Origin of the sequence: Mycolicibacterium neoaurum (assembly GCF_036946495.1) — a bacterium.
Taxonomy (GTDB): domain Bacteria; phylum Actinomycetota; class Actinomycetes; order Mycobacteriales; family Mycobacteriaceae; genus Mycobacterium; species Mycobacterium neoaurum_B.
In genome coordinates this window covers 321011-337313 of the sequence record NZ_JAQIIX010000001.1, presented here as the reverse complement: position 1 = coordinate 337313, position 16303 = coordinate 321011, and the positions used below count along the sequence as shown (strand labels likewise).

Sequence of the window (16303 nt, the reverse complement as noted above, 5' to 3'; positions counted from 1 at the left end):
GCCTCACATAGCGTGCATCAATAGTCTGATTATTGCAAGCAGATCACGGAAAGAATCTGTTCTTACTTCCCGTTGTGGGTCTATGACAGGATGTATGAGTGGTAACCCGGTACAGTGTCAGCGCGCTGCACGAGAACGTGCTGACCGCGCTCGGCACCGCCGTCGTGTCCGGCGCATACCCCGCCGGGCAGGTGATAAACCTCGAACGGGTCAGCGCGGAGCACGCCGTATCCCGCAGTGTGGCGCGCGAGGCGGTCCGCGTACTCGAGTCCATGGGAATGGTCGCCTCCCGGCGCCGCGTGGGCATCACCATCCAGGCCCCAGAACACTGGAACGTGTTCGACCCCAGGCTGATCCGCTGGCGGTTGGATTCCGGCGACCGAGCCGCACAGCTGTTGTCGCTTTCGGAGCTGCGGCGCGGATTCGAACCCGCCGCCGCAGCGCTGGCCGCCCAGCGCGCCGATCCGCACCACTGCCGCATCATGGCCGCTGCGGTGTCCGACATGGTGATGCACGGCCGCTCGGGCGATCTCGATTCATACCTGCAGGCGGACAAGGTGTTTCACCGGACACTTCTGGAAGCCAGTGGGAACGAGATGTTCCGGGCACTCAACGCCGTGGTGGCCGAGGTCCTCACCGGGCGCACCCACCACGGCATGATGCCCGCAGCGCCCAAGCCCGAAGCCATCGCACTGCACGATGAGGTCGCGCGCGCCATCCGATTGCGGGATGCAGACAGCGCCGAACGTGCCATGCGCGCCATCATCGACGAGGCCAGTGCGGCCGTCGCCGACGAACCAGCTGGTGATTGACTCTCAGGGGTGAGCAGATCCACGACCCTCGCCCGCCGACTGTTCGACCGCCTCGAGCCCGTGCACGCGGTCACCTACTTTGCGCCGCAGGCTCGCGCAGCCCTCGACGGCCTCGGATTCCGCGGATTCTGGAGCGGTTACTTCGCTGCGCGCTCGGCGCCGTTGGGACCGGTGCCGCCCGAGGTTGTCACCGCGGTCTTCTACAACTTTGCCCCGCACCGGGTGGCCAAGGCGCTGCCGGCTGCCTGGGAGATCGCCGCACCGCACGTGGTCCTGGCCGCCAGGGAGAATGCAGCGGTCGCTGCGCTGCGCGGGTACGGCCTCGCCGACGGGGTCGATACCGCCGCTGAGCTGCTCGGTGCCGTCGCCCGCAGCGCCGCGCCGGAGGGTCGGGCGTTGTTCGCGGCGAACCTGGCCCTGTCCTGGCCGGAGGAACCGCTGGCTCGGCTCTGGCACGCCGCTACCCTGCTGCGCGAACACCGCGGGGACGGACACATCGCTGTGCTCCAAGTGCTCGGCATCAGCGGCCGCGAATCGAATGTGCTGCACGCGGCGGCGGGCCGGGTGCCGGTCGAGATGATCAAACGCAGCCGCGATTACGACGATGCACTCTGGCAGGAGCAGGTCGACCGGCTTGCCGACCGCGGTCTGCTGGACGGCACCGGCGCACTCACCGATGCCGGGCGTGATTTGAAGTCAGAAATCGAAGACGCCACCGACCGGCTGGCGCTGTCGGCCTTCGACGTCCTCGGCGACACCGACCTGGATGTCTTGTTTCGTACCCTGACCCCGTTGACCAGGTTGGTGATCGGCGGCGGCGACGTCCCCGCGGCGACGCCCATGGGACTCGACCGCACCGACCTGGACAACGACACCTACTAACCCGGATGGGGTCAGCGCGGCGCGTACATGATCAGTCCGACGCCGAGCAGGCATATCAGCGCGCCCGAGAGGTCCCAGCGGTCCGGCCGGAAACCGTCGGCGACCATGCCCCAGACCAACGATCCTGCGACGAACACCCCACCGTAGGCGGCCAGCACCCGTCCGAAATTGGCGTCCGGTTGGAACGCCGCTACGAAACCGTAGGCGCCCAGCGCGATCACCCCGGCGCCGACGAACAGCCAGCCGCGATGTTCGCGCACGCCCTGCCACACCAACCACGCGCCACCGATCTCCAGGATCGCGGCCAGGACGAACAACACCATCGATTTGAGTACCAGCACGGCCATCACCATGCCGTGAGCGTGCGCGAAATGCGGTAGCTGCGCGGCGTGTCCTACGCAGACACGCACGCCGGCCGGGTTCAGTTGCGGTTCCACTCCAGCCAGCCGACGCCGGTACGGCCGTCGGCGGTCGTCACGCGCGCCCATGCCCGCGGGAACCTGCTGACCCGGCCGTCGGCAGCGGTCAACAGCACCGGGGCATGGCCCTCGATCGTAGCCACCGCCTCGACTCCCGTCGGCGCCAACGACAGCGTGGTCGAGATCGGCAGATCGTCGGCGCCGAACTCCTCGGTGGCGACCACACCGCCGAGCTCGATCAACGGCTCCCCTTCGCGCTGGACGTAGCCGATGCCGATCGGTCCCATACCGGGCACCCGCAGATCCAGCCCATGGATGTGGGTGCCATCGTCGAGATGCAGCGCACTCCACACCCAGTCCATGGTCCACCAGTCCCGCACGCCCCAGGAATGATCCCGCTGTCCGGGCACACCGGTGAGGTCATGGGTTCGACCGTCGGCGGACACCGAACCCGAGACCGCGCAGGCGATCTCGTACCGCGGCGTGATCCGGTACTGGTAGGGCGTGCTGAGTGAGGTGAACTCCAGATCGAAGGCGATGTCCACCGCACGCCCGGGACCGTGCCCGGGCTGTAACAGCACCGCCGGGTCATCGTAGGCCTGCGCCCGCCCCTGCAATGAGAGCCGATAGGTCTGCAGCGGCACGGTCGTCGAGAGCTCCAGCGTCACCTGATCGGTGCGCACCGCGCCGGGATCGGCGGGCAGGGCGGCAGCCTGGTCGTCGATCACGATGGTGGGTAACCCCGGTCCGCACAGGAACGCGTGAATCCAGGCCGTCTGCTGATTGGGTATCAGGCCCAACCGCACCCAGCCGCCCAAACCCTGTGTGGCATCGACGAAATCGAAGTACCAGCTCTCGCTCCAGAGGGCGTCCTCTGCCGGTGGGTGCGGGCCCTCGTCCGCGGGCTCGGGGCGAAGCGGTTCGGCCTGTTCTGCGCTGGGCAGCAGGTCCAGCGCGCCGGTGTCCAGCACATGGGTGCAATGTCGGTCGAGCATGGTCATGAACATCTCGTCACCGCGCTCGGTGCGCTCGACGAGCATCGAGGAGACGATGGCCATCATGACACCGAAGAAGCTGGACCGCCGGACGCCGGCACGGACATCGTCCAGTGACAGCGCAGACCCGGCGCCCAACGCCTGGTGATAGGTGCGCAGCAGCTCGTCGTAATGTGCGCGGCGCTGTTCGTTGGGCAGTGCGCAGCCGAGGAAGTAGGCCACATCGGTGTGCGCCGGTCCTCGTGTGACGGTCTGCCAATCCACCACCGTCAACGGACGCTCGGAGCCCGGCCCGCCGAAGAGCATGTTGTCCAGCCGGTAGTCGCCGTGCACCAGGCCCTGCAGTACCGATGCCTCGTCGGCGAGATAACCGTCGAAGGCCGCGACCAGACGTTCACACACCACCCGGTGCCGCGGGTCGATGCGATCGGCGAACCGTTCGCCGAATCCGGCCCACAGCGTGGCCAACAGCGCCTGCGTCACCGGCGCGTCCCGGTTGAGCCATTCGGCACCGGCCAGGCCGTCATCGCCGAGCAGCGGGCCGTGCACGCTGCCCAGCTCAGAGAGGGCGAGCATCGCCTGCTCGACTGTCGCGCCGCGGATCTCGTCGCCCACCGTGGCCGGGGACGCATCACCCAACAGTAGGTCGAAGGCGCCGGTTTCGGCGTCGTAGGCGTGGTGGTGGCACGGCGCGAACGGGCCGGTCCGGTCTCCGGTCAGACCCGGCGCGATCTCCGCGTAGAACCGCACCTCACGCTCGTAGAGCCCGAGCGCCAACCCGGTCTGTCTGCTGTTGGAGTCGGCTGCGGCGACCTTGAGTATCACGCTGGCCGGCCCCTGGACGCCATCGGCGTAGCGCAGTGTGACGCGGTAGCACTCGCTCATCTGCCCGGTCCCGATGCGCTCGAATTCATGCCCGGTGACGGTGCCGACACCGAGGGCGTCGGTGAGCCATTCGTCGGTCAGATCGGTCGGGCGCTCGATGAGTTGACTCTGCACACAGCTGAACCTAGCAGTGGCGCTGATCACATATGACAGGTGTCAACTTTTGTGGCATTCGGCCGGCGTCGGCGGCACATCCAAGGCCGGGTTGCGATCGAAGAAGCCGAACGGCTTCAGCCAGAACGACACCACGTCCACCGGCATGACCGGCCAGTCCTCCGGTCGGGTGATGTGATGGATACCGAAGACGTACCACAGCACCACATCGGTGTTCTCGATCGACCGGTTGGCCTTGGTCCATTCACCCAGCCCGGTGTCGGTTGCCGACTGGTTGACGAATTCACCTGCCGGCCAACGCTCGTCGGCCCGATTGGGTGTCACCCACAATGCATGCCCGATGACGTTGGCGCGCTGCAACACCGGCGCGGACGGGTCGAACATCGCCGGTATCGCCCCGGTCGGCACCAGCTTGTAGGAGGGGTGGGTGCCCAGGCGAGAGCGGACGTTGGTGTTGACGACCTTCCAGCCGCGCTGGGTGCCGAAATCGACGTCCTGCTTGCCCTCCTCCTCGGTGCGCAACGCGACATTTCGGGTCACCAGCGACAACCCGTGTGGGTTGTCCGGGCCGATGGGTTCGGCGAAGGATTCGGACATGTAGACCGTGTTGTCCGGTCCGTCGACGTCCAGGTCGAGCCGTGCCACCAGGAAGTGCTGGTGGAACGGCGCGTAGGTGCGCTCGTCGACGAGGGTGCCGTTGGGGCTCGCCGCGCCATCGGGCAACGGTGTGGTCACCATGATGCCGGTGGCACGCACCTCACATTCGATGTTGCCGTCCTGATACAGCCGCCAGTACACGAGGTACTCGTAGTTGGCGACGGTGACGTGGAACGAGATCGTCAGCCGGCGCATGCGGCGCACCTCGGCACCGGCATGGTGGTCGACGTGCTTCCACAGCACCGCATTGTCTTCCTCATGGATGCAGATGGCGTTGTCGATGGTGTACGGCTCGCCCTTGCTGTTGTGCAGTACCGCGTCCAGGTATCTGATCTCGCCGAGGCAGTCGCAACCCAGCGTCAGCGAGGTGGTCATGAAACCCAGTCCCCACTCGCCGATGTCGAATGCCGTGCGCCGGTAGTGATCGGCCGAGGGGTCCCGGTAGGGCACCACCATCTCGGCAAAGGACAGCCGGTGGGCCACCGAACGATCGCGGTCCCCGTCGCGGTAGCGCACCGAGTGCAAGACCATGCCCTCGCGATAGTTGAACCCGACCCGTAGTGACCAGTTCTGCCAGCGCAACAGGTTTCCGTCCAGGCTGAACGACGGTCCGTCGGGTTGGGTGATGTGCAGGGGCGCCAACGGTTCCCGGTGCTGTGCGGCACGGAGCCGTTCCGGGATGTGCCGCGGGGCGTACTCACCCATCACCGCCGGGATGTCGATGTGCTCGCCGTCCTCGACGCGCAGTACCTCCATCGAGTTGACGTCGATCACGCAGTGCAGCCCGCTGATCAGGTGGGCATATGGATTCATGCCGGGCCCATCCTTGAGCCAGGTGTCGGACCAGCCCAGCCTGCGGTCCGCGAATTCCGGAGGGGCGACGGCATCTCCGTAGGTCCAGGTGTCGAAGAACACCAGGTCGATATCGTGGATGCCCCGACGCGCCAGCGCCGCGAGCAGTTCGGGGTTGGTGCGCAGCAACTCGTCGCATTCGTTGAATTCGTCGACGGTGAAGTTCGGCTGCACGCCGGGAACGAGCTCGAAGGATTCCACCCGGTCCTCATCGAGTGCGATGACGGCGCGATGAGTGCTGTTGGCCGCCCGGTTCAGGCACACCGCCTGCGCCCGACGCGCGGGTCGTGCTCCCCCGGCCTCGAAATCGCGCAGCTCGGCCTTGTCGGGTTCGACGAGCTCGATCGACGCGAATCGCCAACCCTCCCCGACACCGTGAACGCGCCCCAAGATCGCGGCGACAGCACTGAATTCGTCGTGGCCCAGCGGGTCCAGCGGATGTGTCATCGGCACACGCAATCACACCCTGGCCCGTCGCGCACGCGGTTGCCGCCAATCGCTACCTGACCGCCAGCGTGAAACCCTCCCAGGCCTGGCGGCGGTCGGCGTGCGGGTCGTACTCGAGCCTGGTGTGCCGGTCGAACACCAGCACCGCCCGCATGTCCTCGTCATAGCGCGGCCAACCCTCACCGGGCGTTCCGGTGCGGCTGAACTCGCCCCACCGACGCTGGACGTCCCGGCTCACCCGGGCTGCCGACGCACGGTCCCCGGCCGCGGTCAACACCGACCCGAAACGAGTTCGGTAGATGTCGAACACTGCGAACAACTCGGTCGCATGTGTCGCTCCGAGACCGGACCACCGAAAGGTGCGCGGTGCGTAGTCGTAGCGGTAGACGTAGGTCGGACTGTGCGCACCGTGCGCCTCGGCGATCTGCCAGGCCGCGGTGCCGAAGGCGAAGTCCCCGCCCAGCCGCACACACGCCGACGGGCTCGGGTATCCGGGATAGGCGCTGGTGATCCGCTCGCGGACCTCGATATCGCTGTCGGCGAGCAACATCTCGATCGCCGGCTCGGTGGTCGGCAGCAACTGCAGGAAGCGGGTGAACAGCTTGCCCTCGTCGGCATTGGTACCCACGATGAGCGGCACCTGATGCGCGTCACCGTCACGCATCGCCACCACCGGGTCCTTCGGCAGCATCTTCGTGCCATATGTCGGCCCCACCGGGAACGCACCCCGCATGGCCTTCATCCCGTCGACCATCAGCCGATCCAGCGCCGCGATCAGCTGTGCAGGCTTCGCCGTCATCGCCGCGGCAGCCCCCTCCGACGGGCGGACACCGAGCAGGGCCGCGTAATCGTCGGCGAACGCCGCAGCCACCTCGGCGCTGCCGGCCATGCCACTGGCGGGGCTCTCGGCGATGGCCTGCCGGAACAGGCCGGCCGCCGCCGGTGTGGCCATCAGCGTCGCCACCGCGTGCGCCCCGGCGCTCTCGCCGAAGATAGTCACATTGTCGGGATCGCCGCCGAACACCGCGGCGTTGTCCCGGACCCACTGCAGGGCCAGCACCAGATCACGCAGGAAGAGATTGTCGTCGATGGGGTGCTCGGGGGTGGACAGCGACGAAAGATCCAGACACCCCAGCGGACCGAGCCGGTAGTTGACCGAGACGTAGACGCAGCCCCGTTTGGCCAGCGCGACACCGTCGTAGATCGGGGTTGCCGAGCTGCCGAGGATGTAACCACCGCCGTGGATGAAGAACATGACCGGCAACGGTTCGTCGCTGTCGCGGTGCTCGGGCGCGACCACATTGAGTGTCAGGCAATCCTCGCTCATCGGCTGGTATTTGCCGACGCCGAGCAGGGTGTACATCTTCTGTTGCGGGGCGCAGTAGGTGAAGCCGTGGCAGTACCGCACCCCGGGCCAGGGGTCGGCCGGTACGGGCGCCCGAAAACGTAACGGGCCGACCGGGGCCTTGGCATAGGGGATGGATCGCCATCGATGCACGCCGTCTTTGGTGAACCCCTCGACGGTGCCCGTGCTGATGCGGGCCCGGATCGTCTGCTGGTGCATGCTGCCGACGTTAGCGAAAAACCGGGTGCGTGCCGCGACTTGCGGGCCGCCGCCACGCCGCCAGCTACCCTGACCGCATGCGATGGATGTTGGTGACGGCGACATCTGTGCTGGTGGTGGGGTGTTCGGCGGGCCCGGGTGGGGATACCGGCCGGACGCCGCTGACCGTCGCACCGAAGACCACCGAACCCGCGCAATCGTCGACGCGCACCACGCCGACCACCACAAGTTCGACCGCGACAAGTTCGAACGCACCAGGAGTTCCGTCGGCCCAGGCCGACCTCACCGAGGTGATCGACTGGATCCAAGCGGGTACCGCCGCGCCGGCGGAGCGATACGCCACGGTGTCCCGCGCCGGGGCCACCTCGGCCGTCGACGGGGTGGCCTTCACCACGGCCGTCACCAACTGCATCAGCACGACGCGGTATCGCGGCGGCGCCCTGGCCTGCCTGGTCGACCTCGACGATCCGCCGCCGCGACCGCCGGACGCGATCACGGTGTGGCGGGGCGACTGGGTCGATTTCGACGGCTCGGCGGTGGACATCGGATCGGTGCGCGGCGACCCTGGTCCGTTCCGGGACGGCGCGGGTGCCGTCCTACCTGTCGGGGAGTCGTTGACGTTCGGCGATATGCGGTGCCGTGCCGACACCTCTGCGTTGGTGTGTGTGAACTACGCACAACGTACGGCGGTGCGGATGGCCGCCGACGGCGTCACCGGATACGGATGCCTTGTCCGGGACCGCCCGCAGCCCGGGATCGGCATCCGATTGTCCTGCTGAACTCCTCAGCGCCAGCCGTCGGCCGCCTTGGCCGCCCCGAGCAGGTCCTGGCACAGCGCCAGCAGCTCGGCGGCCGTGGCACCCTCCTCGACCGCGGTGGTGACATCCTCGGCGGCACAGCGCAGTTGGTAAAGCCGGTCGGACAGGTCGGCTGCTTCCTCTGCCGACAACACCACCGCGTCAGGGGCCACCGAGGTGCCCTTGACCTGCGCGCGTTGTTCATAGGCCCGCTGGCGACAGGATTGCCTGCAGTACTGGCGGCGTCGGCCCATCCCGGCGTCGGGCACCTCACGGCCACACCAGCGGCACGGTTGCGGCCGTGCCCGCCGGCGGGTGGCCGAACTGCCCGGCGTAGCAGAAGTCACGGGGCGACTGTAGACGGCCTGGCCGGGTGATCGCAGCATCTGCCGTATCCTGGTCAGTCGAGTCGGAGGACGCCGGGGAACCAATCGGGTATCTGCTGCGTTGATCCTCCGGAACAATTGCGCGTGTCTAAGGAGAGTTGACGATGGCTGATCGAGTCCTGCGGGGCAGCCGCCTCGGTGCCGTGAGCTACGAAACCGATCGCAACCACGACCTGGCACCGCGTCAGGTTGCGCGCTACCGCACCGACAACGGCGAGGAATTCGAGGTCCCGTTCGCCGATGACGCGGAGATCCCGGGCACCTGGCCGTGTAAGAACGGCATGGAAGGCACCCTTATCGACGGTGACGTTCCGGAGCCCAAGAAGGTCAAGCCCCCGCGTACGCACTGGGACATGCTGCTGGAGCGCCGTTCGGTGGAGGAGCTCGAGGAACTGCTCAAGGAGCGCCTCGACATCATCAAGACCAAGCGTCGCGGCTGAGCGCCCCACCGGGGGCCGGCACAGTTCGTCTCAGAGCTGTGCCGGCTTGCTGGTGACACCGCGGGCCCGGTCGATCCGCCCGCGCAGACCCCACTCGGCCACCTTGACCATGGCCTCACGGATATTCGATCCGCTCATCTTCGACACCCCGAGCTCGCGTTCGGTGAACGTGATCGGGACCTCGACGACCTTGAAGCCCGCGTTGATGGCGCGCCAGCTCAGATCGATCTGGAAGCAATACCCCTTGGAGTCGACGGCCGAGAGGTCGATTTTCTCCAGTACCTCACGCCGATAGGCGCGATAGCCGGCGGTGATGTCGTTGATGCTCACCCCGAGCAGCACCCTGGCGTAGGTGTTGGCGGTCTTGGACAGCGCGAACCGCCGCCGCGGCCAGTTGCGAATCGCACCGCCGGGCACATAGCGCGAACCGATCACGAGGTCGGCACCGGCATCCACCGCGTCCAGGAGCCTGCCGAGCTCCTCCGGGGCGTGACTGCCGTCGGCGTCCATCTCGACAAGCACCGAGTATCCGCGGCTCAGCCCCCAGGCGAATCCCGCCAGGTAGGCCGCGCCGAGACCGTCCTTGCTGACCCGGTGCATCACGTGCACCCGGTCCGGGTCGGCCAGGGCCAGTTCGTCGGCGAGCTGGCCGGTACCGTCCGGACTGCCGTCGTCGACGACGAGGATGTGCACGTCCGGTGTGGCGGCGCGCACCCTGCCCGCGATCAACGGCAGGTTCTCGCGCTCGTTGTAGGTGGGAATGATCACCAGCGTCCGCCGACTGGGAGAAGCGGGATAGCCGGAGTCGTGCTCCTGGTTATCGGTCGTGCTCATGCTCTCTCTTCTCATCCTCACTGCTCTGGGCGGATTGCTCCCGGACCTGCCCGGATGCGGCGGCGTCGGCTTCCGGCCGTCGGTCTCCGGTGTTGCTGGCGGCGGCCTTGCTCCCGCTTGCGAATCTCCGATTATGCAGCATCGCGGCGAGCACAGCGGTAAGGCCGATCCCCACCAGCACCCCCTGCACCACCGGCCCCCAGCGAGTGGCGAAGGTGATATCGGAGCGCAGCTTCACCACCGAATCCAGATACGCGGGTTCGAACCAGTCGGTGCGTGCCACCACCTGCCCGTCGGGGGCGATGACGGCGCTGATACCGGTGGTTCCCGCCACGACCACGTAACGGTCGTGCTCGACGGCCCGCAGCCGGGCGAACGCCAATTGTTGGCGGCTCATCGTCTCGTCGAAGGTCGCGTTGTTGCTGGGCACCGCGAGGAACTGCGCACCGCCCAGGACGGATTCGCGGACCGCCCGGTCGAAGATCACCTCCCAGCAGGTGGCGACACCGATCGGGACCCCCGCCGCCTGCACGACACCGTTGTCGGTGCCTGGGACGAAATAGCCGGCACGGTCGGCATAGGACGAGAACTTGCGGAAGAAGCCGCGCCAGGGCAGGTATTCACCGAAGGGCTGCACGATGCGCTTGTCGTGGCGGTCCTGCGGCCCGTTCTCCTGATCCCAGACCAGGACGGAGTTGGTGGTCACCGGCTGGGTGGGCGTGTAATCGGGCGCGGCCAGCACGGTCCCGACCAGGATCGGGGCACCGATGGCGCGGGCGGCTTCCGAAATGGCCGCCGAGGCGTCGGTGTTGCGCAGCGGGTCGATATCGGAGGAGTTCTCCGGCCAGATGACGACCATGGGCTGAGGTGCGCGTCCCGCGCGCACCTCGTCGGCCAGCCGCAGTGTTTCGGCGACATGGTTGTCCAGCACCGCACGACGCTGGGCGTTGAAGTCCAGCCCAAGCCGCGGCACGTTGCCCTGGATCGCGGCCACTGTCACCGCGGGGTGATCTCCGGCGCCGACACCGGATTGCCGCACCGCCGGCCAGACCAGCGCGGTGGCCAGCAGCACCACGCAGATGCACATGCCGGGCAGCACGGCTTCCGGGCGGGCGGCGTCGAAACTGCCGGCACGCCGGGGCTGGTTCGGGTGGCTGTGTCGCCACCACAGCACGATCTCCAGCGTCAGCGCCGTGAGACTGAACCCCACGAGTGCGGTGGCCACCGACACCAGCGGCGCCCCGCCCACCTGCGCCAGCGGTAGCAGTGGGCCGTCGGTCTGTCCGAAACCGACCACGCCCCAAGGGAAACCGCCGAACGGCACCGTCGATTTGAGCCACTCCCCAACGGCCCACTCCGCGGCGAACCACACCGGCCAGCCGGGCAGTCGTCGCACGAGCACCGCGAGCAGACCGAACAACGCCGGGAACAGCGCCTCCAACAGCGCCAACGCCAGCCACGGTCCGGTGCCGACGAACAGCCCAATCCACGGCAGCAGCGGCAGGGCGAACGCCAGCCCGAACAGCAGGCCGTAACCGAACCCGCCGGCGCGCGTGGTCTGGGCGCGGGTCAGCACCCAACCGAGCAGCGCCAGCGCCGGGAACGCCGTCCACCACCAGCTGACGGGCGGAAAGCTCAGATACAGCAGCGCCCCACCAATGATCGATGCCAGCAACCGGGCCCAGCGCGCGACCAGCGCACGCCGCACGCTGTCGGTGTAGCGGGCGAACCGGCCGGCCTCGCCGTCACCCATGCAGCACCGCGCCTCGATGCACGGTCCGCAGGCAGCGTGGCAGCACCCCGTCCAGGTTGGGCAGCGCGGGCACCCGCGACCGCGGATCGGTCGACCACCGCGCGGCCGCGTCGTTGGCGGGGGTGCTGATCTCCAGCGGGCCGGTTTCCCAGATGGCGTAGCTGGCGGGGGCACCGGGAACCAGTGTCCCGGTGACACCGTCGCGCACTCCCCCGGCCCGCCATGCTCCGCGGGTGGCCGCCGAGAACGCTGCGCGAGCAGAGATTCCGCTGCCCGGCGTCCGATGCTGGACGGCCGCGCGGACCGCCTCCCAGGGGTTGAGCCCGGTCACCGGACTGTCGGAGCCGAAGGCGAGGGGCACGCCTTGAGATGCTAACAGCGCGAACGGATTCAGAAGCGCGGCACGATCGGCACCGAGCCGCTGCGCGTACATGCCCTCGGGACCACCCCAGAGCGCATCGAAAGCGGGCTGGACGCTGGCGATGATCCCCCAGCGCCCGAGATCGGCGGCCTGCCCGGAATCGACCATCTCCAGATGCTCGAGCCGGTGGCCGCAGCGAGCGACCGCCGGACCCCCGAACCGCTCGACGACCTGCCGTACCGCCGCGGTGACCTCGCTGACGGCGGCGTCGCCGATGACGTGGAACCCCGCCGGGACGCCTGCCTCGGTGCAGGCGTGCAGGTGGGCGATGATCTGGTCGCTGTCGAGGTAGCGATTGCCGCACGTGTGGTCCGCATCGGCGTAGGGCTGGTGCAGCCATGCCGTGCGTGACCCCAGCGCACCGTCGACGAACAGGTCACCAGCCAGCCCTGCGGCGCCGGTGGACGCCATCAGGTCACGGGCGGCGGCCGCACTGTCGACGGCCTCGCCCCAATAGCCCGTGATCTGTACGCCGTGTTCGAGCGAGAGCACCGCATCGAAGTCCTCGCGGCCGCCGATATCGGGGCCACCACACTCGTGCACGGCGGCGATGCCGTGCGCGGCGGCCGCATCCAGTGCGGCGTGCTGGGCAGCGCGCCGCTGCCGGGGTGTCAGCATCTCGCGGGCGGCCGCGCGGACAAGGTGATGGGCGGTCGCGGTCAGCGGTCGCTGGGGATCGAAGCCCGCAGCCACCTCGAGCCCGGTGGCCGCGGACCGCAAACCCGTGGAGGCCACCGCTGAGTGCACGTCGACACGGCTGAGGTAGGCAGGGCGGTCGCCGAGAATTCCGTCGATCTCGACGGTGCTCGGTGGCGTGCGATCGGGCCAGCCCGACTCGTCCCAGCCGGAACCCCAGATGATGCCATCGGGATGCGCGGCGGCATGGGCGGCGAGCAGGCTCAGGCAATGTGCCCGAGAGGTGGCCGAGCGGAGGTCCAACCCGGTCAGACTCAGTCCGGTCGCGGTCAGGTGGACGTGGCTGTCGACGAAGGCCGGCGCCACGAACGCGCCGTCCAGATCGACCACCTCGGCGTCGGGGAACTCCGCTCGCGCCGTGTCATCGGCACCCAACCACTTGATGGCGCCGTCCGGTCCGTCGCCGAAGGCGATCGCGGTGGCGTCGGGTGCGGCGGGACTGTGTACCCGGCCGTTGATCAACAGTGTCGTCACGAAGGAGACACGTTAATCGTTGCGGATGCCCCGGTACTCCAGCGCAGTCGGATCGGGACGCGTCGACGGCGATCCGTCGACGTCCACGACTTCGATGACCTCACCCTCGACGTACTCGCGGGCGGGGTGCTGCGCGCGGGCGAAACCGCCCGGATAGACCGTCACGACCGGGGTCGCGGCGAGCCTGCGGCCTACCAGGCCGACGGCGAGCGGACGTGCGACGCGGCGGGTCGGCGGCAGCAGGAGCAGCGCACCGAGCAACGTGCTGGCCAGCCCGGGGATCACGACCAGCACCGCGCCGAGCGCAACCAAGGCACTGTCGGTGGCCAGCGCACCAGAGGCCGAACGCGAGGCCAGCGCGGACTGCAGCCGGGCGAGGTGGCGGGCAACCTGGGAACCGGCCAGCGCCAGGCCCACCACGAAGGTGACCATGACCGCCAGCACCGTCCAGCCGAAGCCGATGGCGTAGACCAGCCCGACCACCACGGCCAGTTCGACCAGGACGTAGATCAGGAACATCCGCATTGCCATGTCGGGTCAACGTATGGGGTGGGGTGCGGGTTCCTTGATCGCCGAAGTCCTGTCAGGTCAGGGCTGTCACGCTAATGCGATGCCCAGCTCGGCGGCGAAAACCTTGATCATGTGCTGCACACCGATCTCGTTACGACCGATGATCATGTGATCGTGTTGCGCGCGGCGAACGCCCTCGCCGCACTGCGGGAGCATGACGAAATCCTCGTCCCGCACGGCCGCGTGCACACCCTCGAAGATGAGGTCGTAATTGGCGCGCATCTCGTCGTTTTCGGCGGGCACCCGGCTCATCCAGCTGTGCCGCACGGTGCACCGGGTCGGTTCGCCGGCGGGCAGCATGTCGATGATCTCGACGCCCACCGGGCTGTTGGCGAGAATCAGGTTCGGATAGATCCAGTAGATCACCCCCATGTTCATGTGCGGATCCCACGATCCCGACGGGTCGTCGGCGAGATTGCGAATCCAGTTGAACGGGAAGCCGATTCGGTGGTGCCTGCCGAACTCGTCGTAGACACCGGTATTGGCCAGCGTGTTCTGACCGATGACGCTCTCGCCGTGCACGAACGGGAAGTGATAGCCCTCGGCGAACGCCTCCAGTGCGCCCTTCCAGGACACCTGCGATTGGAATTCCTTCTCGCCGTGATAACCGTAGGACGCGTAGTCCAGCAGTTCGAGTTCGGGCCCGAGCACGCCGAGGTGGGTGTCGACGTCGATATCGGCGTCCGCGGTCAACACGGCCCAGATGAAGCCGTGCCGTTCCTGGCTGGGCAGTTCGACCAGCCCGTAATCAGCTTTGTCCATCGAATCGAATCCGGCCTGGCCGGGTACGACGAACAGTTCGCCGGTATTGCGGTAGCTCCAGGCGTGGTACGGGCAGACGAAACGGGACGCGTTACCCGATCCGCAAGCAGGCATCGCGCCGCGGTGCCTGCAGTAGTTGAGGAAGACGTGGCTGTGGCCATGCCGGTCGCGGGTGACCAGCAACGAGTCGCCCAGCACCGACCGCACGACATAGTCGTTGACGCCCGCGACCTGCGCGCTCGGCACGATGGCCAGCGGCACCCTGCGCAGGATCTGGGACTCCTCCACCTCGGTGACCTTGGGGTCGCGGTAGTAGTGCAGCGGCACCCGTAGCTCGCGGGGGGCCATGTCGGTGGTCTTGCCGATGGCGTGTGCGAGGGCACGACGGGTCAGTTCTTCGTCCCGGTTGCTCACCGGCGTTCCGGTTGTTGCGGTCATGAATTTAGAGCATACATAGAAGACGATTTGTATGCTCTAAATCTGCTGCGAGGATCTCCGTCCCGCGCGTCGGGATGGCACGATGCCTTCATGCGCAGACACGGATGGGGCGGTGACATCCCCACCGACGACGACGAGGCCGCACGTCGGATCATCGATGCCGCGCGCCGCTGTATCGATGACAGCGGGTCGGTCACCATCTCCGATGTCGCGGCCGCGCTGGGGATCACGCGCCAGACGGTCTACCGCTATTTCGCGACCCAGGATGCGCTGCTTCAGGCGACCGCCCTGGCCTCGGTCGGTGGATTCCTCGATCGGCTCGCCGCCGATCTGCATGAGATCGACGACCCGACCGTCGCGGTCGTGGAGGGCATCGCCTACACCCTGGAACAGCTACCGCACGATCGATACCTCGGGTTGGTCATGCATCCGGGGCGGGCCAGCGCATTCGCCGTCGGTGTCACCGCCGATGTGGCGATCGCGTTCGGTCGCTCGATCCTCGAGCGCTTCGACGTCGATTGGACCGCAGCGGGTTTCACCGACGAGAGCTTCGACGAACTCATCGAGTTCATGCTGCGCGTACTGCAGTCGTTCATCCTCGATCCCGAGGGCACCAGCCGGCGCGGGGCAGAACTTCGTGGGTTCCTGCACCGGTGGGTTGCGCCCGCGGTGCTCGCCGCATCGGGAGCCCGGACGGTGCCGGAACGCTAATCCACCGGGCTGACCTCGATGGCGGCGTGCACCTTGTCCACTCCGCCGCGGATCAGCGCCTGCGGAATCCACCACCAGGCGTGCCACCAGTACCGCCGGGTCACCATGTCGAACACCCGGCGGGTCTCGGATTTCGGCAGGTTGCGTGCGACGGCCTCGACGGGCTCACCCTTGACCTTGCCGAGAACTCCGCACTTCTGGATGGTCACCCGCGGCGTGTTGTTAATCCGCTTGGTTTTCCACGAACCGTCATCGGTGCTGATCAACAGCTTGCCCTCGTGCGGCACACCCCACACCGGCGTCGGCTTGGGCCTACCGTCCTTGGTGAACGTGGTCAGCAGCAGGTACTTCTCGCGGTAGACATCGTCGAATGTCGGAGCCATGTCAACAGTTC

General features: G+C 67.7%; 16 protein-coding genes. 5 read left to right on the top strand and 11 right to left on the bottom strand.

All coding sequences use genetic code 11. From position 1 onward, the window contains the following. The first annotated feature begins 98 nt into the window (after window positions 1–98). Together PGN27_RS01475 and PGN27_RS01470 are read left to right on the top strand one after the other, a co-directional pair. Entirely contained in the window at window positions 99–812 is a 714-nt protein-coding gene (locus PGN27_RS01475; protein WP_335324487.1) for a FadR/GntR family transcriptional regulator, read from the top strand. 9 nt (window positions 813–821) lie between these two features. Next, entirely contained in the window at window positions 822–1694 is an 873-nt protein-coding gene (locus PGN27_RS01470; RefSeq protein WP_335324486.1) for an SCO6745 family protein, read from the top strand. A gap of 11 nt (window positions 1695–1705) precedes the next feature. Here PGN27_RS01470 and PGN27_RS01465 read toward each other — a convergent pair whose 3' ends face one another. The 4 genes from PGN27_RS01465 to PGN27_RS01450 all read right to left on the bottom strand — a co-directional run bounded on the left by PGN27_RS01465 (window position 1706) and on the right by PGN27_RS01450 (window position 7627). Further along, entirely contained in the window at window positions 1706–2032 is a 327-nt protein-coding gene (locus PGN27_RS01465; protein WP_335325191.1) for a YnfA family protein, read from the bottom strand. A gap of 83 nt (window positions 2033–2115) precedes the next feature. Further along, complete coding sequence (locus PGN27_RS01460) at window positions 2116–4107, bottom strand: DUF7064 domain-containing protein (RefSeq protein ID WP_335324485.1); 1992 nt, start codon at window positions 4105–4107, stop codon at window positions 2116–2118. A gap of 42 nt (window positions 4108–4149) precedes the next feature. Then, complete coding sequence (locus tag PGN27_RS01455) at window positions 4150–6063, bottom strand: primary-amine oxidase (RefSeq protein WP_335324484.1); 1914 nt, start codon at window positions 6061–6063, stop codon at window positions 4150–4152. A 52-nt stretch (window positions 6064–6115) separates the two neighbouring features. Then, window positions 6116–7627 carry a carboxylesterase/lipase family protein gene (locus PGN27_RS01450; protein WP_335324483.1) on the bottom strand — a complete coding sequence of 504 codons (1512 nt, stop codon included), beginning with the start codon at window positions 7625–7627 and terminating at the stop codon, window positions 6116–6118. Between the two features lie 77 nt (window positions 7628–7704). Here PGN27_RS01450 and PGN27_RS01445 point away from each other — a divergent pair, with 77 nt between their 5' ends. Beyond that, window positions 7705–8406 carry a hypothetical protein gene (locus PGN27_RS01445; protein ID WP_335324482.1) on the top strand — a complete coding sequence of 234 codons (702 nt, stop codon included), beginning with the start codon at window positions 7705–7707 and terminating at the stop codon, window positions 8404–8406. Between the two features lie 5 nt (window positions 8407–8411). Here PGN27_RS01445 and PGN27_RS01440 read toward each other — a convergent pair whose 3' ends face one another. Beyond that, entirely contained in the window at window positions 8412–8771 is a 360-nt protein-coding gene (locus tag PGN27_RS01440; RefSeq protein WP_045546509.1) for a hypothetical protein, read from the bottom strand. A gap of 143 nt (window positions 8772–8914) precedes the next feature. Here PGN27_RS01440 and PGN27_RS01435 point away from each other — a divergent pair, with 143 nt between their 5' ends. Further along, on the top strand, window positions 8915–9250 hold the full coding sequence (locus PGN27_RS01435; RefSeq protein ID WP_030135466.1) for an RNA polymerase-binding protein RbpA: 336 nt from the start codon (window positions 8915–8917) through the stop codon (window positions 9248–9250). A 30-nt stretch (window positions 9251–9280) separates the two neighbouring features. Here PGN27_RS01435 and PGN27_RS01430 read toward each other — a convergent pair whose 3' ends face one another. The 5 genes from PGN27_RS01430 to PGN27_RS01410 form a co-directional block, all read right to left on the bottom strand. After that, the gene (locus PGN27_RS01430) at window positions 9281–10084 is read right to left on the bottom strand and encodes a polyprenol monophosphomannose synthase (protein ID WP_335324481.1); all 804 of its coding nucleotides are present in this window, start codon (window positions 10082–10084) and stop codon (window positions 9281–9283) included. Continuing rightward, window positions 10068–11837, bottom strand: coding sequence for an apolipoprotein N-acyltransferase (gene lnt, locus PGN27_RS01425; RefSeq protein ID WP_335324480.1), 1770 nt, complete (start codon window positions 11835–11837; stop codon window positions 10068–10070). Before lnt ends, PGN27_RS01430 begins: the two co-directional genes overlap by 17 nt. Continuing rightward, window positions 11830–13428: an amidohydrolase gene (locus tag PGN27_RS01420; protein WP_335324479.1), complete on the bottom strand. Its 1599-nt coding sequence runs from the start codon at window positions 13426–13428 to the stop codon at window positions 11830–11832. The genes lnt and PGN27_RS01420 overlap by 8 nt, the downstream gene beginning before the upstream one ends. A 12-nt stretch (window positions 13429–13440) precedes the next feature. Further along, entirely contained in the window at window positions 13441–13959 is a 519-nt protein-coding gene (locus tag PGN27_RS01415; protein ID WP_335324478.1) for an FxsA family protein, read from the bottom strand. Between the two features lie 66 nt (window positions 13960–14025). Beyond that, window positions 14026–15198, bottom strand: a complete 1173-nt coding sequence (locus PGN27_RS01410) for an aromatic ring-hydroxylating oxygenase subunit alpha (RefSeq protein ID WP_335324477.1) — start codon at window positions 15196–15198, stop codon at window positions 14026–14028. A gap of 90 nt (window positions 15199–15288) precedes the next feature. Here PGN27_RS01410 and PGN27_RS01405 point away from each other — a divergent pair, with 90 nt between their 5' ends. Then, entirely contained in the window at window positions 15289–15909 is a 621-nt protein-coding gene (locus tag PGN27_RS01405; protein ID WP_335324476.1) for a TetR/AcrR family transcriptional regulator, read from the top strand. Here PGN27_RS01405 and PGN27_RS01400 read toward each other — a convergent pair. Then, window positions 15906–16292 carry a PPOX class F420-dependent oxidoreductase gene (locus PGN27_RS01400; protein ID WP_335324475.1) on the bottom strand — a complete coding sequence of 129 codons (387 nt, stop codon included), beginning with the start codon at window positions 16290–16292 and terminating at the stop codon, window positions 15906–15908. The two genes, PGN27_RS01405 and PGN27_RS01400, sit on opposite strands and share 4 nt — an antisense overlap. Window positions 16293–16303: the final 11 nt, after the last annotated feature.